Source organism: Aerococcus sp. Group 2 (genome assembly GCF_905125285.1).
GTDB lineage: Bacteria > Bacillota > Bacilli > Lactobacillales > Aerococcaceae > Aerococcus > Aerococcus urinae_E.
The window spans coordinates 240,434-260,853 of record NZ_CAJHPA010000003.1 but is presented as its reverse complement, the minus strand read 5'-3'; the positions used below and the strand labels follow the sequence as shown (position 1 = coordinate 260,853).

24 protein-coding genes are annotated in these 20,420 nt (G+C 40.1%); 4 read left to right on the top strand and 20 right to left on the bottom strand.

Annotated elements, in window-relative coordinates; genetic code table 11:
* Positions 1-17 precede the first annotated feature (17 nt).
* On the top strand, positions 18-245 hold the full coding sequence (locus JFU01_RS05860) for an AbrB/MazE/SpoVT family DNA-binding domain-containing protein (protein WP_195856212.1): 228 nt from the start codon (positions 18-20) through the stop codon (positions 243-245).
* A gap of 298 nt (positions 246-543) precedes the next feature.
* On the opposite strand, the gene JFU01_RS05855 is transcribed toward JFU01_RS05860, so the two are convergent.
* Entirely contained in the window at positions 544-1,476 is a 933-nt protein-coding gene (locus tag JFU01_RS05855; RefSeq protein ID WP_195856211.1) for an NAD(P)H-dependent flavin oxidoreductase, read from the bottom strand.
* Positions 1,477-2,036: 560 nt separating this feature from the next.
* Here JFU01_RS05855 and JFU01_RS05850 point away from each other — a divergent pair.
* Together JFU01_RS05850 and JFU01_RS05845 are read left to right on the top strand one after the other, a co-directional pair.
* A complete protein-coding gene (locus tag JFU01_RS05850) occupies positions 2,037-2,411 on the top strand; it encodes a type II toxin-antitoxin system death-on-curing family toxin (RefSeq protein ID WP_195856210.1) in 375 nt (124 codons plus the stop codon).
* A 167-nt stretch (positions 2,412-2,578) separates the two neighbouring features.
* Positions 2,579-3,091, top strand: coding sequence for a type 1 glutamine amidotransferase domain-containing protein (locus JFU01_RS05845; protein WP_195856209.1), 513 nt, complete (start codon positions 2,579-2,581; stop codon positions 3,089-3,091).
* A 138-nt stretch (positions 3,092-3,229) separates the two neighbouring features.
* On the opposite strand, the gene JFU01_RS05840 is transcribed toward JFU01_RS05845, so the two are convergent.
* The 16 genes from JFU01_RS05840 to JFU01_RS05765 all read right to left on the bottom strand — a co-directional run bounded on the left by JFU01_RS05840 (position 3,230) and on the right by JFU01_RS05765 (position 17,322).
* Entirely contained in the window at positions 3,230-3,586 is a 357-nt protein-coding gene (locus JFU01_RS05840) for a PTS glucitol/sorbitol transporter subunit IIA (RefSeq protein WP_195856208.1), read from the bottom strand.
* Between the two features lie 50 nt (positions 3,587-3,636).
* Positions 3,637-4,656 carry a PTS glucitol/sorbitol transporter subunit IIB gene (gene srlE / locus JFU01_RS05835; protein WP_195856207.1) on the bottom strand — a complete coding sequence of 340 codons (1,020 nt, stop codon included), beginning with the start codon at positions 4,654-4,656 and terminating at the stop codon, positions 3,637-3,639.
* A gap of 11 nt (positions 4,657-4,667) precedes the next feature.
* Positions 4,668-5,222, bottom strand: coding sequence for a PTS glucitol/sorbitol transporter subunit IIC (gene srlA, locus JFU01_RS05830; protein WP_195856206.1), 555 nt, complete (start codon positions 5,220-5,222; stop codon positions 4,668-4,670).
* Between the two features lie 3 nt (positions 5,223-5,225).
* On the bottom strand, positions 5,226-5,708 hold the full coding sequence (locus tag JFU01_RS05825; protein ID WP_195856205.1) for a transcriptional regulator GutM: 483 nt from the start codon (positions 5,706-5,708) through the stop codon (positions 5,226-5,228).
* Positions 5,705-7,561 (bottom strand): BglG family transcription antiterminator, encoded by a 1,857-nt coding sequence (locus JFU01_RS05820; protein ID WP_195856204.1) that lies wholly within the window; start codon positions 7,559-7,561, stop codon positions 5,705-5,707. The genes JFU01_RS05825 and JFU01_RS05820 overlap by 4 nt, the downstream gene beginning before the upstream one ends.
* Before the next feature lie 15 nt (positions 7,562-7,576).
* Positions 7,577-8,377: an SDR family oxidoreductase gene (locus tag JFU01_RS05815; RefSeq protein ID WP_195856203.1), complete on the bottom strand. Its 801-nt coding sequence runs from the start codon at positions 8,375-8,377 to the stop codon at positions 7,577-7,579.
* Positions 8,378-8,712: 335 nt separating this feature from the next.
* Positions 8,713-9,399, bottom strand: coding sequence for an HAD family hydrolase (locus tag JFU01_RS05810; protein ID WP_195856202.1), 687 nt, complete (start codon positions 9,397-9,399; stop codon positions 8,713-8,715).
* A gap of 11 nt (positions 9,400-9,410) precedes the next feature.
* Positions 9,411-10,082 carry a fructose-6-phosphate aldolase gene (locus tag JFU01_RS05805; RefSeq protein ID WP_195856201.1) on the bottom strand — a complete coding sequence of 224 codons (672 nt, stop codon included), beginning with the start codon at positions 10,080-10,082 and terminating at the stop codon, positions 9,411-9,413.
* A gap of 257 nt (positions 10,083-10,339) precedes the next feature.
* Positions 10,340-11,023 carry a ribulose-phosphate 3-epimerase gene (locus JFU01_RS05800; RefSeq protein ID WP_230086947.1) on the bottom strand — a complete coding sequence of 228 codons (684 nt, stop codon included), beginning with the start codon at positions 11,021-11,023 and terminating at the stop codon, positions 10,340-10,342.
* 59 nt (positions 11,024-11,082) lie between these two features.
* A complete protein-coding gene (locus JFU01_RS05795; RefSeq protein WP_230086946.1) occupies positions 11,083-12,162 on the bottom strand; it encodes a zinc-binding dehydrogenase in 1,080 nt (359 codons plus the stop codon).
* Entirely contained in the window at positions 12,163-13,215 is a 1,053-nt protein-coding gene (locus JFU01_RS05790) for a galactitol-1-phosphate 5-dehydrogenase (RefSeq protein ID WP_111846136.1), read from the bottom strand.
* Positions 13,216-13,347: 132 nt separating this feature from the next.
* Positions 13,348-14,616 (bottom strand): PTS galactitol transporter subunit IIC, encoded by a 1,269-nt coding sequence (locus JFU01_RS05785; RefSeq protein ID WP_195856200.1) that lies wholly within the window; start codon positions 14,614-14,616, stop codon positions 13,348-13,350.
* Positions 14,617-14,647: 31 nt separating this feature from the next.
* The gene (locus JFU01_RS05780; RefSeq protein ID WP_111822215.1) at positions 14,648-14,932 is read right to left on the bottom strand and encodes a PTS sugar transporter subunit IIB; all 285 of its coding nucleotides are present in this window, start codon (positions 14,930-14,932) and stop codon (positions 14,648-14,650) included.
* Positions 14,933-14,943: 11 nt separating this feature from the next.
* Positions 14,944-15,396: a PTS sugar transporter subunit IIA gene (locus JFU01_RS05775; RefSeq protein WP_060778838.1), complete on the bottom strand. Its 453-nt coding sequence runs from the start codon at positions 15,394-15,396 to the stop codon at positions 14,944-14,946.
* Between the two features lie 347 nt (positions 15,397-15,743).
* The gene (gene deoC, locus JFU01_RS05770; protein ID WP_195856199.1) at positions 15,744-16,409 is read right to left on the bottom strand and encodes a deoxyribose-phosphate aldolase; all 666 of its coding nucleotides are present in this window, start codon (positions 16,407-16,409) and stop codon (positions 15,744-15,746) included.
* A gap of 19 nt (positions 16,410-16,428) precedes the next feature.
* On the bottom strand, positions 16,429-17,322 hold the full coding sequence (locus tag JFU01_RS05765; RefSeq protein ID WP_195856198.1) for an aldo/keto reductase: 894 nt from the start codon (positions 17,320-17,322) through the stop codon (positions 16,429-16,431).
* Positions 17,323-17,473: 151 nt separating this feature from the next.
* Between JFU01_RS05765 and JFU01_RS05760 the strand changes: the two genes are divergently transcribed.
* Complete coding sequence (locus JFU01_RS05760; RefSeq protein WP_111822212.1) at positions 17,474-18,406, top strand: sugar-binding transcriptional regulator; 933 nt, start codon at positions 17,474-17,476, stop codon at positions 18,404-18,406.
* A gap of 49 nt (positions 18,407-18,455) precedes the next feature.
* Here the strand turns inward: JFU01_RS05760 and JFU01_RS05755 are convergent, their stop codons facing one another.
* From JFU01_RS05755 to JFU01_RS05745, 3 genes are read right to left on the bottom strand one after another with little or no spacing between them, the layout of a single operon-like run.
* On the bottom strand, positions 18,456-19,190 hold the full coding sequence (locus JFU01_RS05755; protein ID WP_195856197.1) for an SDR family NAD(P)-dependent oxidoreductase: 735 nt from the start codon (positions 19,188-19,190) through the stop codon (positions 18,456-18,458).
* Between the two features lie 4 nt (positions 19,191-19,194).
* Positions 19,195-19,716, bottom strand: coding sequence for a YjbQ family protein (locus JFU01_RS05750; RefSeq protein ID WP_195856196.1), 522 nt, complete (start codon positions 19,714-19,716; stop codon positions 19,195-19,197).
* A 14-nt stretch (positions 19,717-19,730) separates the two neighbouring features.
* Complete coding sequence (locus JFU01_RS05745) at positions 19,731-20,417, bottom strand: triose-phosphate isomerase (protein WP_195856195.1); 687 nt, start codon at positions 20,415-20,417, stop codon at positions 19,731-19,733.
* Positions 20,418-20,420: the final 3 nt, after the last annotated feature.

Sequence of the window (20,420 nt, the reverse complement as noted above, 5' to 3'; positions counted from 1 at the left end):
ACTAGGAGGTCATTCATTTGGAAGTTCAAGTTAGACGAGTGGGAAACTCACTGGTTCTTCCCCTACCTAATAGCAATAAGATTAGTAAGGGGATGAAATTTTCGGTCGAACGTTACACTAACGGATCCATTGTCTACACGCCAGTCAAAGAAAATCTCTTTGAAAACCCAGCTATCTTACAATATACTGACGATTGTAAACAAAATGATCTTTTGCTGGAAGAAGACATGAATTCATCATGCTAATAAACTGATCCATTAAAATTATTATCCATGACGACAAAAGGACTAGGGAAAAATTCCTAGTCCTTTTTGTCGCACTCTATTGCAATGTGTACAGCTTAAGCAGAATGTGTTTCAATCATACCTTACTAAAACGTGTTCCAAGCGCAGAGCAAGCGTCCACTTCAGAAAACGACAACGAATTCTCTGTAAGAATTCTTATGTCGTTTTCTTCCAGTTGCTATAGCTGTTCGAAGCGTCAGCGAGTTACAGATATAGTATGCGTAGCGGTCTTGCTCTTTGACGCGCTTGTCACACTCTACTATAGTGTAGGCATATTTTTCAACGCTTCGCGAGCTTCTTCGACGATGCTGTCGATGATTTCTTTGACTGGGCGAATTTCGGTGATGTTACCGGCTACTTGACCGATGGTAACGATCCCTTTTTCGGTGTCGCCTTTGGTAATCGCGGTTAGTAACATTTGCAGGTTGGATTTTTCGAATTCGTCACGGGTTGAGCCGTTGTCGATTTCTTCTTGGAGTTTAGCGACCATATCATTTTGGATTAAACGCACAGGGGCGCCGATGGAACGACCCACAACCACAGTATCAGTTAAACCACAGTTAACGATGGCTTCCTTGTAACCTTGGGCAATTGGCGCTTCTTCACTAGCACAGAAGACAGTCCCTAATTGAACTCCTTCACCACCAAGAGCAAAGGCTGCTGCTAAACCATGGCCATCAGAAATCCCACCAGCAATGATGACAGGAATATCTACCGCAGCAATCACCGCACGGGCTAAAGGCATGGTGGTCACTTCACCTACGTGGCCGCCAGCTTCGGTCCCTTCACAGACAACAGCATCAGCACCAGCCTCTTCCATTTTCTTGGCTTGACGGGCGTTAGCTACCACAGGAACCACTTTAATCCCAGCTTCGTGTAGAGGCGCGATTAATGGCGCAGCATTTCCGGCACCAGTTGTTACCACTTTAATGCCTTCGTCAATAATCACTTCCATGATTTCTTCGGTGTTGTGAGACATTAACATTAAGTTAACAGCAAAGGTCTTGTCAGTGATTTCGCGGACAGCTTTAATTTGTTCACGTAACCAGTCCCCTTTACGGCCAGCAGTAGCAATAACCCCTAAACCACCAGCTTCAGAAACCGCGCCAGCTAGGGGAGCTTCAGCAACACCTGCCATGGACCCTTGAAAAATCGGATACTCAATATTTAATAATTCACAAACTCGGTTCATGCAATCTCTCCTTTTTAAGCTAATTAGTCAACAATTTTATACTGTAAAAGAAATAGTTCTCACAAATCTATTATGTGCTTATATTCACAACATGTAAAATAGTAAGTTTAAGGGTCTGGGATAACTATATTGTTATGGTAGAAAAGATAGAATTGTTCACAAGTAAAAACTCATAAAGCGACTACTTCGTAGACTTACCGAAAGCACTATCGGATGTGAAAAATATTAAAATTTTCAACATTCTTACGAGTTATCTAAAACAGGAAAATGTCAAACCTAGCTGTTGTTGTTTTCTCCAATGGTTCATATAATAGAGGAAAGCAAGTCTTGTAAATATAGTACAGTCCCATTAACTTTTGTAAAAATTAATAATTATACTGATGTTGGTAAAATTTAATGAAACGCATGAAATCTAAAGAGACTTAAATCGTGAAAGGATGAAATAATATGTCAAAAGTTAAAGAAGATAAACGGGCAATACAAGAACGGCAATTGAAATTACTCAAAAAGCAAATTAAACAGCATAAAGATGTCTTTATACGTTTAAAGGATAAATAGAGATGAACTATATTGATATCGATTTTGCGATTAATGCTCACGATTACGTCATTGAGGAAATTGGTGGATTGAAAGGAATCAAAGATCCTGGTCAATTAGAAAGTATACTTATCCATATCCAAAATGACGACTACTATCCAAGTTTCTTGGATAAATTAACTCACCTCGTCTTTTCTTTAGTTAAGTTTCATATGTTTAACGACGGAAACAAACGAACAGCTATTTCTCTAGGGGCATACTTTATGAACCTTAACCACTACACTTATGCAGTCGACGACTTTATTGTCGAAATGGAGGATATAGTGGTAAAAGTTGCAGAAAATGTTGTAAGTAAGGACGATTTAAAAATAATCATTAAAAGAATTCTTGATATATAAATAATTCCATCCTCAATTTACTACAGAGTAACCCCAATGAGCACGAGGTTCGCAATTCTAATCCAGTCATGCTAGGATAAAAATGTAGTCGTAAAAAGACAAGCTGTCTGTCAGTGGCACACATTTTGTCACTGACGCACAAAGACCAATAAGGAGGAAACAAACTTATGGCAAAAATTGCAAGTATTATGACCGACCTCTTCGAAGATTCTGAATACACCTCACCAAAGGAAGCGCTCGAAGCAGCGGGTCATCAAGTGGTTCCTGTCGGTTTAGAAAAAGGCGCTACCGTAACTGGTAAAAGTGATGGGACCGAAGTCGAAATTGAAGTTGGGATTGACACCGCTAAAGGCGAAGAGTTTGATGCTCTACTGATTCCTGGCGGTTATTCTCCTGATAAGATCCGTAAGTATGAAGACGTTTTAAACTTTGTCCGTCACTTCGCTTACAAACATAAACCCATCTTCTCTATCTGCCACGCCCCACAACTTTTAGTCAACGCGGATGTGCTCCACGGTAAAGACATTACCTCCGTTGCCCAAGTTGCTGTTGACGTGAAGAATGCCGGTGCCAACTACTTTGATGAAGAAGTGGTTATCGACTCCTCTGGTTTAATCTCCAGCCGGACCCCAGATGACCTTCCTGCCTTCAACAAAGCCATTGTTGACGCTTTAAAATAGAATAAAAAACAACCAGCGCCTGCCAAAGCTAAAATGAGCTTGGTGGGCGCTGGTTTTTTGGTTGGTTTGATAGCTAATTCAGATTTGCCAATAAATAAAAGTCCACCCCTACATAGCGAGTGGACTTTTCGTTTTCTTTTAGTGAATCGTTACCTTGGTGCCAATCGTAATTTCTGGAAGCTCTTTGTGTTCCACATAGATGGTTCCGGCTAAGTCAGCGTCGGTTGAATTATCGAAGCGCACGGAAATGTGGCCTAAGTTAGTCAGGTTTTTCTCTACGACGCTACCAACAGCAGTGATTTTATAGTCTTGGTCATCAAATGAGATGGTTTGCCCAGCTTCAATGGTCCCTTGAGTAGGATTAACGTCGATATTGTAGCAATAGTCAGCTAAATCAGCGGGGGCGTCTTCTCCAAAGAGGATGATCATGTTTTCACTTTTAAATAATTCAGCATCGGCACCAATATTTTTTACTTCTGTTTGATAAATAGTCATCGTAGATTTCCTTTCTGTACTTTTGTTTGATGAGCGCAATTCTTCTTCGATTAGCTATAGAGACCAATACTTGCTAACCATGCCACTAGGACACGAGGTACACCGTTTAGGAAACGGGAGTAGAGGATAGCAGGCACGCCGACTTCAACGGTTTCAGAAGAAGCTTCAGCTAAACCTAAACCAACCGGGATAAAGTCACAACCATTTTGGGTATTGATGGCAAAGAGAGCAGGTAGGGCCAATTGTGGCGGAATATTGCCCTTACCAATTTCCACCCCAATTAAGGTCCCAACGATTTGACTGATTACCGCGCCAGGTCCCAGTAATGGTGATAAGAATGGGAGGGAGCAGACAAAACCAATGACCACTAGGCCAATACCATTCCCAGCCAGTGGGGTTAAGGCACGGGCGATCCAGTCACCAACCCCTGACCCTTGGATAAGTCCAATCAGTAAGGAAACAAAGGCCATGAAAGGAATCACGGTATGTAACATGGTTTCAATGGCTTCCCGGGCGGATTGGTTGAAGACGGCAACAATTTTACCAGCGCCCATCCCGATTTTAGCGATAAAGCTAGGATTTTCAGTTTGTTCGGTAATCTTCTTGGAGGTGTCGTAGCCGCTCTTTTCTCCACTGTCTTCCGCTTGGTCAGCTGCTTGGCTAGCCGCTACTTCACTAACTGGTTCTTGGCTCCCATCGGCTAGGCCAATTTGGTTGACGCCAACATTGGACACATAGATCTCTTCAGTAATGTATTGAGCGAGAGGACCGGACTTCCCAGTAGCGATAATATTAACGGTAGGAATCCCCTTCTTGGGATAAATTCCGCAGCGGAGAGTTCCTCCACAGTCAATAATAGCTAGGGCAATTTCTTCATCAGGAATCGAGGTTTTAAATCCATTAACCGCTTCCATCCCAGAAAGTTCTTCAATACGGTCCACAATGGCTGGACGTTCGCCGCCACCAACCACATAAATGAATTTGTGTTTTTCTTCAGTTGGGGTGATGACTAGGGGGCCACCGAAGCCACCTGACCCTTTAACAATTTTTATGCTTTTGTATTCACTCATGATAATTCTCCTTAATTAATGTCCCCGTCAACGGTTTTTGAAAGGGTAATCCCTTGTTGTTTACATACACGCGCGGTGATAAAGTCGGTGACCCAACCACCAACAAAGTTCATAACTAACCCTACTAAGAGGTAACGAATCGCTAGTTCCATTTGGTTCAGGCCTAAAGCTTCAATCCCTTGGGCAATCCCTAGCCAAACGAATAATTCACCAGGGTTAATATGAGGGAAGACCCCGTTGGAGGTATGGCAGAATTGCATTTGTGCAGCAATGTAACCCGGTTTATAGAATTCAGGAAGGAAACGTCCCATAGTCATTGACATAGGGTTCCCTAACATAAAGGCAGACACAAAGGGTAGGATCATGTAACGGGTAAAGACATTCTTAGAGGCCACCCGGGCTAAGCTAGTCACACGTTCTTCCCCTAAAAGATTAATAATAGCGTTCATGGCAACCATTAGCATTAATACTAGGGGAACAATGGACCCCATCCAGGCGATGAAGTTATCAGCACCGGTTTGGAAGAGGTTCATGAACCCTTCCGCAAATTTAACAATATATTCCATTTTTTATCCACGTCCTTTAACTTTATTTGACAGTGTGTATTTCATCTGTGTGGCAAAATTGCCTAATTGTTTGAAGGTGGATTGCGGTTTTTCTTCCTTGTAGTCACCGATTTCCACCCGAATGTAGACTTCACGGGCGTCTTCCATGGCAATTTGAGTTAATTTATTTTCTTTCTGTACCAAGGGATGCTTGCGATCGATCAGATAGAGATCTTGACCAATATATTGGGGGAGACGCTTGAATTTTGCTAATACCGTCACCCCTTGCATCTTATAGGCATCGAGGATTTTAGCTTGATCATTGACTGCAAACATGACGATCGTGCCCTGGCGAATCTTGCCAGACCGTCTCCCGATGGCGACTTTGCCTTGTTTACGCAGGTCTTGGTAAACCTGGTTAAAGTGTTTGATTTGCAGGTAACCAAGAAAGGCTTGGCCCAAGTAGGCAAGTAAGGCCATCCCGCCAAATACGATCATAAAGCTCACAATCCGTCATCTCCTTGTAAAATATCTTGAATGTCTTCCAGCGAATGCGTGGTCTTTAACAGGTCTTTTAAGGCCGGGTTATTGGCCACCGCAAAAACGGCTTCATATATATTAATCAGTAACTCATCCATGACTTGGTTGGTCTGACTGGGAATCCCTAAGAGAAAGACCAGGTCAATGGGCCGACCCTTTTCTTGGATATCAGCTTCCACTTGGCCGATCAATAGGATAATCTGACCAAAATCATCAACCACTGTATGCGGCATGGCGATGCCCTGGTCAAAGACCGTATCACTAACGGCTTCCCGGTCAAAGATAGCTTGTTGAAAATCCGAGGAAATCCCAGTCTCTTCAATCACCTGGTCAGTCATCACTCGGAGCAAGTCTTCATAAGTTTCACCTTGGTCCAAAGTGATACGGTCCAAATAAACCAACTGAGAAAAAAGTGGATTCCGGCGTTGGACACTATACCACTGTGAGCGGATATAGGACTCATCGAATAAGTTATCTAACTGGATGATGGGCCGTTTGATCTTGGCCTTATCCAAGGGAATCGTCGTGAAGATGGCAAAGTATTGACTAGGATCTTCCTGGTTAAACTCCCCTTCTGAGAAAGTGGATAGCTCTAAACTGGTCCCTAAGATGCGTTGAATCTGCATCTTGATCAAACGAGCTGTACCCTTACCGGTGTGACACACAATGGCAATTTTTTGACTTTTCAAACTTACTTGCCGGCTGATGACCAATTCGAAGTAAAGACTCAGGTAAGACAACTCAATCCCTGGTACCTCACGGTCTAAGACTTCTTCCAAGACCCGGCCAGTAATCTCTGCCAGGGTGAAGGACAGCGGGTATTGTTGCTGGACTTCATGGAAGAAGAGATCATCACTATTGACCCGGAATAACAAGCGATGAATAAGAAATATTAAATGATTGCGCATAGCTTGGTATAACTTTTCCTGGTCAAATTCAATGGCTAAGTCACGCTGAATAGCTTGAAGGACTTCTTGGTAAACCTGGTCAACAAAGGCTGAGTTAAAGCTCTCCGGTACAATGTCTTCCTTATTGTAAATATTAAACGGATAGGCCAAGTACTGGTATTCATAATGACTTAAGGTAAGGTTGAAATAATCTTCAATTTCAGCAATAAAGACTTCATAGTCCTCTTGCCCTTGTAAGAAATTCTGGTAATGAGGCATCTCACTCAGCAAACCGTGCCCTTGGCGGACACGGAGTAGAGTGACATAAACAACTTTTAAGAGTAAATCTTTGGTGAAATTGGTCATATTAAAATTAGGGGCCAAATTCAACAAATGGGTCTTATCTTTTATAGTGAATTGATCTTCCTTGAAGTAAGCAAGTACAATATTGACGTAGGCCGTGCGGATATCAAGCTCATCGCCTTCCAGGGTTAAGCCCTTATTGGGCGTCCCCACAATGGTAAGATTGTAATCCACTAAGTCTTGGCGGAGGTGGCTGATATCATTATTCACTGTCCCACGACTGACCATGGTCACTTCAGCAAGATCATCGATAATCACAGCCTCTTGGTCTTCAATCAGCTGTTTAAGAATATAGGCTTGTCGCTTATTCGAAGAATTAAAGTCGGTCTCTTGGCGAAATTTCCCTGCCAGAATTTTCTTGAAAGCAGCAAAATCTTTAATGGTCAAGTGATAGACCTTATCTTCTAAAGTAATGCTAGCAATACTTCCCAGCTCCTGGTTCAGTAGCTGGATATTCTTTTTGAGGGTTTGGCGACTTGTCTTCAGCCCCGCTTCGAATTCCTCTTGGGAAATCTTGGGGTGCATATATAAATTATTTAAAATTTCATACCAACGATCAACAAGTGCCATAACACCACTCCTTAACTAGCCTCTTGTCTTGCCCCCAGCAACGTTGATGGTAACTCCTGTAATATAGGAAGAATGGTTAGATACTAAGTAGGCCACAAGATCTGCCACTTCACTTAATTTACCGCTGCGTCCTAAAGGAATTGTAGTGGTCTTGGAATACCCGGCACGTAAATCATCTACCGTGATGCCACGGGTATAAGATAAGGATTCTTCATAAGCTAGGGTTCTTAATCCTGTTTCTTCTAAGATCCCAGGAGCCACACCAACCACACGCACATTGTGTTTGCCTAATTCCTTGGACCAAGAGCGGGTAAATGAGTAAACCGCTGCTTTTGTTGCTGCGTAAGGGCTTTGACCTTCTGATCCTTCCAGTCCTGATTCAGAACCCATGTTGATGATCACGCCTTGGCCCTTGTCTACTAAGATCCGACCTACTGCTTGGGCAACCAAGAAGACACCTTTTTGATTGATTGCTACCATTTTATCAAAAGTCGCGTCATCCAGTTCATATTTTCCGTTAGGATCTTTAGGATCCACTAATAAGCGAGGAACATTGATCCCAGCATTATTCACCACAGCGTCCACAGTACCGAAGTGGTCCACCACTTTTTGGACACTGGCTTCCACATTTTCTCGGGAAGACACGTCGGTTTGAACGAAGAGTAAGTTCTCATGTTCCACATGGTTATCGGAAATATCAAAGTTGGCTACCTTGCAGCCATCATTTAATAGTTCTTCCACCACGGCAGCCCCAATCCCTGAGGAAGCGCCTGTGACAATAACTACCTTGCCTTCAATACCTAACCAATTTTCCATAATCGATTCACCTCTCTAAATTCTTTTTGTTCTTTTCTTTACACTTAGTATTGTATCGGTAAGCGCTGTCAAAATTAATACAAGGTTTTTTCCCCGGATAAAAAAAGTCTTTGACTAATCGGGTGAATAAAAGCGCTGACATTTTTAGTAAAAAACTGGCAGACTTTTCACGTACTACTGACTCCACAAACAATGCATAAAAAAATGCCATACTCTTTTGAAGTATGACATTGACTAATAAAAGCTTATATTTAAAATCATTCGGCCAAGAACTAAAAGGTGTGCCAATAGAGAGATTAAGGTCTTCATCAATACAAAATATTATAGAAGTATTTCTACCTCTTAGTTTTAAAAAAATCTTTTATTGCTTTTAAGGAAGGGTAAACGCCGATTAAGTAATCTTCATTCACATGATCAAATTCACCATTTCTTAAAGGAATTTCTGGCACGTAAAAAGTAGGGATTTCCGCCCGCGTGCTAGCTAATAAACCGTTCAACGAATCCTCGATAACCACTGCTTCCTGGCTACTTACTTGGAAATGCTCCAGAACTTTAAGAAAAATATCTGGCTGTGGTTTACCATGTTCAATTTGATTACCATATATTACAAAATCGAAATAAGGCATTAACCCACTAATTTCTAATATATCTTCTCCGCGATCGATAGGAGAAGAAGTAGCTACGGCTAGTGATAAGCCATTAGCTTGTAAGTAATCTAGCAGTTCAAAGGCTCCTGCTTTTAAATCAATTTTCCCTTCGCTAATAACTTCTTTAAAATAAGCGTTCCGCTTTTCTCTTGCTTCCTGGGCTAAGCTTTTGTCTCCACCTAAAATATCTTGAATTAAACGATTATTATGTTTTCGGGTTCCTCCACGCATTTTTTCAAGCATTTCTTGACTAATAGTAGCATTATAATCTTTTAATACGGTTCGCCAGCCTGCTTGGTAAATCTTTTCCGTATCCACTAGAGTGCCATCTAAGTCAAAGATCACTAATTTGATTTGGCTAAGGTCTTTCTTCATATTGCTAATCCCTAAACAAAACTATCCCGGTTATGAACAGCGGTCCAATCGGCAGAAAAGTCAGTGACCGCTTTTTGAATATTAGCGTTTTCCACAAACTTATCCACAACGTCATCGCCAACCGTAATGTATTGGGCGCCGGCTTCTAGGGCGCTGGTAACTTGGTTAATATTCTTGAAGGAAGCGGCAATGATTTCGGTGTCGCTGTTGGTCCGCGCTAATTGATAGGAAACCGAAGAAATCACTTCATAGGGATCGGTATCTAAGTTAAGCATGCGGTTCACGTAAGGGGCTAAGAAATCAACGCCTAATTCAGCCGCCAACAAGGCTTGAATTTTAGAATAGATGCCGGTGGCGGTAATACGAACGCCTTCTGCCTTTAAGGTTTTAATCGCTCGCAAACCTTCCTTATTCACTGGAATTTTAACACATACTCGGTCATTGACCGCGTCTAAAATGGCATGGGCGTCACGAACAATTCCTTCATAATCTTTAGCCACCACTTGGACATGGAGGTCCTTGTCGTCACCAATCACTTCTTGAATAGCATTCAAACGTTCGACCACGTCAATGTTCCCCGCTTTTTTCAGGATGCTAGGGTTGGTGGTGACCCCCTCAACTGGTAAATAAGTCACATAGTCTTTGATTTTATCTAAATTCGCGGTATCTAAAACAAGTTTCATTCAACTCTTCCTTTCTTTTAATCCTTTAGGAAAACTTCTCCTCGACTTCTTACTAAGTGAAGTTTTCGATCACTTCTACCTCTAGTTTACTAGAAATATTCAAAATGTCAGCGCTTTTATAAAACTAATGAGTGTTTTTTCTTTAGTAACTACTTTAATTTTAAACATAAAGCTTCACACACAAAAAGCACCAAACCTGTGGGTAATATTACAGTATTTGGCGCTTTATTTCTTTTGAAAAATAAATAATTGTCAATCTATTTTTCGATTACCGAATACATCTCATCCGCTTTTTCTTTATAAGATCTAGGATCATCATTAAACAAGGCAGATGTTCCTAAAACGTAGAGATCGACAGCATAATCTTGCATTTTTGCCATAGTTACTGGATTAATATTACCATCTACTTCGACCAAGGGACGATTCTCATTGATGAAATTCTCCTCAAAGTATTGGGTCAACTGGTCGAGTTTCTCTAGAACATCCTCTCTAAAGGCTTGACCAGCAAAACCAGGCTTCACTGTCATCATTAGAACTAAATCCACTTGATTTAGATAAGGAAGGATCGTTAATAAGGGAGTATCCGGGCTAATAGCGATCCCCGCACCGATCCCTTCATCCTGAATCAATTGAATGACAGCATTTGGATCTTCAGCAGCTTCAACGTGGAAGGTAATATAATCAGGCCGACAAGGGGCAAACATTTTTACGTATTTTTCGGGATTCTTTACCGCCATATGGATATCTACGGTAAGGTCCGGCATCTTGCCGAAATACTCTACTTCATAAGGTCCCATGGCTAAGTTATTGACAAATTGTCCATCCATGACATCACAATGTAGCCAGTTAATTCCCGCTTTCTTTAGCTCGTCAAGTTCTTTGGCTAAATGTAACTGATCTGCAGTCATAATCGAACATACCAGTTGTTTTTTCTTTTTCACAGTGCCACCCCAAACTATTTCATAATAAAAAAAGCAGGCACAATGCCTGCTAGAATTGATTACTCACCGTCAAAGTCGTTTGATTTAATCATCACTTTGATATCATTACCAGCCATAGTAGCATCAAAAGCGTCTTTCCAGTCTTCAAGTTCAACAACCTTGGTAACTAAAATTTCTGTATTTACCTTACCTTCTTCAAGAAGTTTTAAGGCTTTAGGCCAAGAATGTGAATTTTGTGAACGAGAACCAATATATTCAATTTCACGGTTATAAATTGTAAAGGTGTCGATTGGTACTTCATGTTTAGGGAAGAGACCAACTTGAATGAATTTTCCTTTTTTCTTGGTTAATTTAAGAGCTTGGTTAACAGCAACATGTGAACCAGAACAATCAAAGACATGGTCAACACCAAATTGATTATCTTTATCAGTTAACTCATGAACTAAGTCTTCTAAACTTTCAGATTGGGAAGAGATAGCATAGTCAACGCCTAATTCATTTTTAGCAAAGTTAAGACGTTCTTTATCTTTATCAATACCAGAAAGAATAACAGTGATGTTCTTGCCTTGAGCTTTTACCACTTGAGAAGTCAATAGACCCATTGGACCAGGGCCAATAACTAAGACAACTTCACCTTCTTTAACGGTAGTTTTTTCCATAACTGCGTGAACACAGCAAGCTAGTGGCTCCATAAATGCTGCTGCTTTTAGGGAAACATTATCAGGAACTTTATGCATATGTGGCTGGCGAGCTAAGAAATACTTAGCCATTGATCCATTCACTTGGGTACCAATCCCTTTTCTTTGGGAACAAAGGTTGAAGTCGCCTTCTTTACAGAATTCACAGATACCACAAGTTCTAAAAGTGGTTTCACTAACGATACGGTCACCAGGTTTAAATTCGGTAACATCAGGACCGACTTCACTAACCACGCCTGAAAATTCATGGCCTAAAGTTACTGGAGTGACAGGGTTACTGTATTCCCCTTTAAAGGTATGTACGTCAGATCCACAAATTCCTGTGTAGGCGGTTGCCACCTTGACTTCATCTTCTTTTGGTGTAGGTACTTCTACATCCAATAATTCCATATCGCCGTATTCTGGGGTCTTTTTAACAGCTGCTTTCATCATTTCAGTCATTTAGTTTTTCTCCTCCTGTGGTAAAATTATAACTTTATTAAAGGTTTCTTCACGAGACAACATCATCTTAAAGGCTTCATCAACTTTATTTAATGGATAGCGGTGAGTGATCATCCCTTCTAAATTAACGCGTCCTTGATTTATATAAGCAATTAAATTCGTCCATTCCTTTCCAGGGAAAGGAGCGGAGTATGAATTCCAAAATCCTTTTAGTGTTAATTCATGACGGAAGATGCTTTCAAAATGGCGTTCATGTAATAGTACGTCACGATAACCAATACCAGTATAGCCGACTTTACCGCGTTTCTTAGCTAAAACGAGGGCTTGCTCTTGAGTAATTGGCGTACCAGCACATTCCATGACAATATCAGCACCAAGGCCATTGGTATATTCCTTAACCTTAGCTTCGAGATCTTCCTTGATTGAATTAATTCCATAACTCGCGCCGTATTGTTTAGCAACTTCCAATTTATCATCATTAATATCTACAGCAATGACATTCTTACAGCCGGCTAAAAGTAAGGCTTCGATGGTAAAGATACCAATGGCACCAATACCTAGAACAACTGCAGTATCACCTAATTCAACATCCATGTTCATAACACTGTGCATAGAAACAGCGAAAGGCTCAATAAGCACTGCATCTTCATAATCCATGTCACCAATAGGTAAAATATTAGTTTCAGGAGCGACTAATTTTTCAGCAAAACCACCAATATAGTGTGTTCCAATCATTTTATAATTTTCGCATAATCCATATAGACCTTGTTCACAATATTGACAGGAAAAATCTGGAATCAGTGGAGGAACAATTACTCGTTCACCAACCTTTACACGGGTGACTCCTTCTCCAACTTCAACGACTTCCCCGGCAATTTCATGTCCCATGACTGCGGGAAGGTCATATTTCCAGCCAAATTCAATTTTATGAGTATCTGAGCCACAAACCCCGGTAGCATGGACTTTTACTTTAACCCAACCCGGTTGACATTCAGGCTCATCGATTTCAACATATTCGAATTCTTGGTTTTCGTTTAATTGTGTTGCCTTCATTTTTTCCTCTTCCTAATATTTATTCTACTAGTAATCATTTCTAAAAAAATAGTGACTGAATAATTGAAATATCCAGTCACTAATGAATACGCATTATTAACATCAGTAACTAGTAATTGCCTACTTTATCTCTTAGAAAGCACCAGCAAATAATCTTGAAATTTCTACAAAGATCCATTTGAGGAAGTTACCACCAGTATCTAACGATGCCATTTGTTGGGTAATATTTGCAGTTGCATCAAGACCTTGTAAGAGCTCTGTATGAGGTCCAGCCATTGATGTAGCAAAGTACAAACCACAACCAATTACAATAGTACCAGTAATTAACGAGTGTAGGATGTTACCTTTTCTAGATGCGGTAATATAACATACATAAAATGGAATAGTTGCTAAGTCACCGAATGGTAACACTTTATTACCAGGTAAAATGACTGCAATTAATAATGTAATAGGAACTAATAATAAACCAACTGACATATTTTCAGGATTACCGATTGCTAAAGCAGCATCTAATCCGATATTAATTTGACGTCCAGAGAAGTATTTGTCAGCAAAACCTTGGGCTGCTTCTGAAATTGGGGTTAACCCTTCCATTAAGATCTTAACCATACGTGGCATAAGCACCATAACAGCTGCCATGGAAACACCTAATTGGAAAGCTTTACCAATATCATAGCCAGCTAATAGACCAATAATGAATCCGATCACTAAGCCCATGATAATCGGTTGTCCAAAAATACCGAATTTTTCTTGGATTTTGTCAGCGTCCATTTCAATGTTTTTAAGTCCAGGAATCTTGCTTACTAGCCAACCAATAGGAATACCCAGCATACCGTAACCAATGGAAGATCCAGTGGTTAAAGAGATACCTTCTAAACCATAGTACTCTTGAATCATTGGAGCGAAGTAGTCCGCAAATTTCAAGCAGGCAATTTCCATCAAAACACCCATAGCCAGTGAGAAGATGAAGTTACCAGTAATGATTTGTGATAGAGCAGCCACAACAATAAAGTGGTGGAAGTTCCAAATATCGATATTTAGGGTGTCGGTTAAACGCGTACCTAACATAACGAAGTTAACCGCTAAAGCTAAAATAATCATGGCTGGTGCCACAGACGATGCAAACGCACCTGAAGCAGTTGCTGGCCAACCAATATCAATAACTGTTAATGAGAAACCAAAACGCTCAACCATGGCTTGAGTTGCAGGCCCTAATGAGTCTGACAGTAAGCCAGTAACTAGGTTAACACCCGTAAATCCAACACCAATTGTTAACGCTGATACAAAAGCTTTACCCACTTTAACTTTAAATAGTAAAGCAATTAAAAATATAGCAATAGGAATAATAACTGTTGGTCCCAGACCAAGGATATATTGAACCACATCTAAGAACGAATCCATGATGCCCCCCCTTACTTTCTATAATATTTTATTAGTCTTTTAAGACATCCAAAATTTGTTGGTCAATTTTGTCTTTACCGATACCTGAAATGTATCCAGTAGCAACAATTGAAGGAATTTCATATTTAGTTGGTAAAGCAGTTGTTGATACTAATAAGTCTGCTCCTTCTTGTTTTCCTTTTGCTTCAGAAATTTTAATTTGTTCTACATCAGCAGCAATATTATTTTCTTTTAATAAATTTTCAACACGTGTAGTTACCACTGTAGAAGTTGCAATACCTGCGCCACATGCTACTAAAACTTTTTTCTTAGCCATTTAAAATCCTCCTATTTCAATGCATTTAATGCTTCATCAACGTCTTTTGCTTCAAGCAAGTTACTAATTTTATTGTCATCTTGGATAATTTGAACAATCGTCTGTAGAGTTTCTAATTGATCTTCAGACTTGGTTAGTCCTAAAGCGAAAACAATATCTGCAGCAACCGTTTTGCTTGGATCCTCCATTGAATGAAATTCAACTGGTGAATCTAAAGTAACTAAAGCAATAAATTCTTCATTCAAGTGTTCCGCATCTGCGTGTGGAATAGCTACGCCCACCTTTTCTAACTGTAAGCCAGTTGGAAATTGTGCCTCTCTATCTTTTAGGGCTTGAACATAGCTATCTTTAACAAGACCATGCTCTTGCGCTTTTTCACCTATAAACTCGAAAAGTTCATCACTTGAAGCGATATCTTGGTTTAAGAAGACCATATCTTTTCGAATGGTTTCGGTAATTTCCAATTTATAAAACTCCTTTCATCGTTTTTTAGCACTACATGGTGATTCAAAGACAAGTTCCTTGTTCAGTGAAACACTTTCATGTACTTACTTCACTGAGTATGATAAATTATTTTGAAAGCGTTGTCAAACAAATTTAAAGAAATAATAAAATATTCTCACCTATCCCTGTCATTAAAGGAATCAGCTATAGATAAAAAATCACCTCAATAACTAAAAGGTGAAGTTTTTCACAGCTCGATTTTGTGAAAACCTATACTACGACACGATCATTGTATCAAAAATAAAGCACATCACTCATTTTGGCGATGTGCTTTTTGATTGCATAATATACTAATTTATTTTTACTTTCAGCTGTTTGAACTGTTCATTTGTTCAAGAATTTTTTTAGTTCGACTAATACCCACTCGATCGGCTCCTGCTTCAATAGCTGCTAGGCAGTCCTCGTAAGTCGATAGACCTCCTGCCGCTTTGACTTTTACCTTGTCAGAAACACTTTGTCTCATTAGTTTAAGGTCTTCTACTTTTGAACCTGAGGCAGCAAAACCTGTTGACGTTTTAACAAAATCTGCCCCAGCCTCTTCAACTAACTCAGACCCTTTGGCAATTTCTTCATCAGTGAGATAGGCGTTTTCAAGGATGACTTTGACACAGGCCGGGGTTGCTTCAACCACACTTTTTATATCTTCTCTTACTCGATCATAATCGCCGTCCTTTAAGGCACCAACATCAATCACCATGTCAAGTTCTCTAGCTCCATTAGCATAAGCTTCAATCGCTTCAAAGACTTTGCTTCTGGTAGTGTGAGCTCCTGAAGGGAAGCCAATGACTGTTCCGATAACAACATCACTATCAGCTAAAATCTCGCGAGCTAAATCTAAGCGATGAGGGTTAATGCATACAGAGGCTACCCCAAGCTCTTTAGCATAGTTCAAGCCTTCAATATAATCTGTACGAGTTAACTCAGGCTTGAGTAAGGAATGGTCAATGTATTTTACAAATTCTTCCTGTTTCATGTCTTCTTTCCTTTCTATATTATGGAACCTTATGTCCCTTATAAGCAGTCCAAATCATATACCATTGTTCGTTTGTGAGTTGATATTTTAAAGCTGAAACTGCGGGTTCAACATAGTCGGTCCGGTAAGATCCAACAATCGGAATCATTTTACTTGGATGTCTTAGCAACCAGGCATAAGCAATTTCAGCGATTGACTGGGCTCCAATTTCTTCCGCAATCTCTTCCATCACGGAACGAACTTCTTTTATATTCGTTTCTTGACTAGTGAACAAGTCTCCTCCTGATAAAGGCGACCAGATCATGGGATGGATTCTCTTCTCCATACATAGGTCAATCGTTCCATTCTCAAAGTTTTCGTAATTAATCGCGGAACATTGGACTTGATTAGTCACTAAAGACTGATTTAAATAGCTCTCTAAGGCCCGAAATTGAGACGGTAAATAATTAGAGACTCCAAAACTTCTTACTTTCCCTTCATTATATAACTGGTCAAATGCAAGGGCGACTTCTTCTGGATCTTGCAGCCAATCGGGACGATGCAATAGCAAGACATCGAGCTGGTCAACATCCAATTTCTTTAAACTGCCTTCGACTTGCTTAATAATGTAGTCTTTACTATTGTCATAATATTTTACTCGAGCATGTTCCCCTGGATAAACGAGACTAACCTTAGAAACAAATTCCATTCTTTCTTTTAAGTCTTTTCTACCATTTAAAAAGTCGCCAAAGATCGCTTCTTCCGTATAACGTCCATAGCTATCAGCATGGTCCATGGTCGTTATGCCTAAGTCTAGAACTTCTTCGATAAATCTTAAAAAGTAGGACTTCGAAAGTTTCTCATCCGCTAAGCGCCAAAAACCTAAAGCAATCCGTGATAAGGAAACATCCGGTGTTAAACTGACTTTCTCCAAGGTTCTCCCTCCATTGATCATTTGTTCACTTTTCACTTAAGCATTTAAGATCACTTGTTCATAAAATTAACATTTGTTACTTTAATCAAATTATACTTGTCTTTTTTTACTCTGTCAATTAAAATTATAAATTGCAAAGGGAGTTGAACAAATGAACAGTAAGAAAGATTTGATTGCGGTCTCTAAAATGTATTACTACCATAATATGACCCAAAATGAAATCGCCGAAAAATTTGATATCTCTAGAATTAAAGTATCACGTATGCTTCAACAAGCTCGGGATGCGGGAATTGTTACCGTAACAGTCAATGATTCTCCCTCCTATGAACACCTTGAAAAGGTCATCAAAGAACATTTTCATTTAGAAAATGTCATGATTACTGATATTCATGACCACGATGTTAGAGCAAGTTTAGCTAAAATTGCTGGTAATTATCTAAATACTATCCTTGAAGAAAAAGAGATTATTGCCGTCGGTTGGGGTAAAACTTTGAAAGAATTAACCAAATATAGCTATGGTAATTTAAATAAAAGATCTACCTTCACCCCTTTAATTGGCGGTCATGGTGACCAAAACTTTAACATGCACTCCAACTCAATCGCCAACCAATTAGCAGAAAATTACTTAGCAAAATCGACAACAATACTTGCTCCAGCTTTTGCTCAAACAAAAAATGCAGCAAATATGTATCTCAACGATCCGAATGTTATCTCAACAATTCATAAAACCAGTAAGGCAGATATCGCCTTATTTAGTATCGGTAATCCTAATGATGAAGAAACAACCATCCGTTCAACTGGCTACCTGTCTGAGGATGAACTTTCTCTTATCCAAACAAGTGAAGCTGCCTGTGATATTGCTTCGATTATCTTTCTTAATAAAAATGGTCAGGAGGTTTTACCAGAATTAGAAGAAAGGCGTATCAGTATTTCTGCCCAAGACTTTATTCAAATTCCACGAAAAATTTGTGTCGCTGGCGGAAGAAAGAAACACAATAGCATCCTCTCTGCAATCAAAAGTGATTATATTAATGAATTAATTATCGATATTGATACTGCTCGTTTTATAATGAATAATATATAAAAAATGACTTTATGGTGACACGGCCATAAAGTCATTTTTTTATTTTCTCCTAAAAGGTTCTACCACCATCAGCTAATAAGATTTGCCCATGAATATAAGAACTTTCTTCTTGAGTTAAGAAAAAGGTTAAATTGGCAATATCTTCACCTTTTCCAAAACGTCTAATGGGTATTTTTTCTAACAATTTCTGGCGACTAGCTTCATCAGGATAGAGCTGGTCTAAGATATCTGATTCAATAACCCGTGGTGCAACACTATTCACATTAACCCCTTGAGGGCCTAATTCCTTAGCTAGGGTACGAACAAATCCCATTTGCCCGGCTTTAGAAGCGGCATAGTGTCCGCCACCACCAGTCCCAGTAATTCCTGACCCTGATGAAATCACGACAACCTTTCCTTTGTTTTCAACTAAATCATCGTAGCACGCCTTAATAAGATAGAAGCTACTACTGAGATTAACTGAAATAACTCGATCCCATTCGCTAATACTGATCTCTTTTAGGCTATGGCGATAGGTAATCCCAGCATTTATAATTAAGAAATCAAGTCGATGATATAGGTCAATAATTTGATGACGTGCAGCTAAGACCTGTTCATAATTAGAAACATCCGTTTGGATAAAATGACTCGGCGCTTGAGAAGATAACTGTTCTGCTAATTCCCTACCAGCCTCGACATCTAGATCCAGGTTAACCGTAAGGTAGCCTGCTTGATTGAATTTCTCAAGGATAGCTCGGCCAATACCTTTAGACCCTCCTGTAACGACTACTACTTCCTCTGGCATAAGCTTAGTCACCCATCACTTTAATAACACATTTACGCTCTCTTGGTCTAGCACAATCAAAATCTGCAAAGTAGATATGGCCGGTAGAACCTACCCCTAATTGGCCTTCATCTACATCAAAAACTTGACTGGAACCAATCAAAGTGGCTTTTAAATGGGCATCACCATTCCATAAGTCGGAAGGAGAATTATTAGGCAGATAGTCCTTTACATTAGGCCAAGAAGCCACTGCCTTATAGTGTTCTTCCCCTGGATAAATATAGGTATCTGCACTAGTGTGGTAGGGAATAATTTTCTCTAAGACATTATTCAAGTCAGCCTGTAAAGACTCAACCCCATCCTCAGTCATATCATGGGCATATTCTTCATAGAAGACTGAACAGGTGGTGTGTGGGGAGATCACTGCGCATATTCCATTTTGAACGCCACTGTTTTCAATGGCTTGGCGCACTTGGGCACTAATGTTAACATAGGTTGGTTGCTCTCCGGTAGATTGGACTGTGATGGTTTCTTTATAAACAGTCATTTTACTCTTCCTTTCTATTTTGCTTTTGCTGCCGCTTGAATCATATCTTTTAACATCTCTTTGGGATCGTCAGCTTTAGTCACTCCGCTGGTACAGCCAGTTCCGTCAGCTCCCATTTCAATAGTGCGACGAACGTCAGCAGCGGTCGAAATGCCTGCCGCTTGCATGACTAAAATATTCTCATCAATGGCCTTAATGGCTTCATTAGTTGATTCGATATAGGAGGCATCAGAAGTCTGACCAGTTCCAATCAATTCAGTGGGTTCGCAAAGAATAATATCAGGATGTAAGGTCGCTAAGGCTTGCGCTTCTGTCATGGAGTCAACACAAACAATGGTAATAATGTCTAAGTCATTTGCCCGTTGAATAGCTTGAACGATTTCAGCCATAGTCATGGGGTTTTCAGCGTGATTTAAGAAAGTCGCTCTGGCACCTGCCGCTTTCAGTGACTCAGGAAGGACCTTGCCCATTCCTCTCCCCGGCTCAATGCCATCCAGATGTTGAGCTGAGACAATAATGTGTTCGGTAGCTTGAGCAACGGCCGCTAGGTCAGCATAAGGGCAAGTCACGAAAACTGAAACGTCTGAGTGTTTTTGAGCCTCTTGATCAGCGACTTTAGCGAGTGCTAATAATTCTTCTCCGTATAAAAATGATTTGGGGTTAAAAATAAAAAATGGGGACTTAACCTTTACTTTAGACATAGC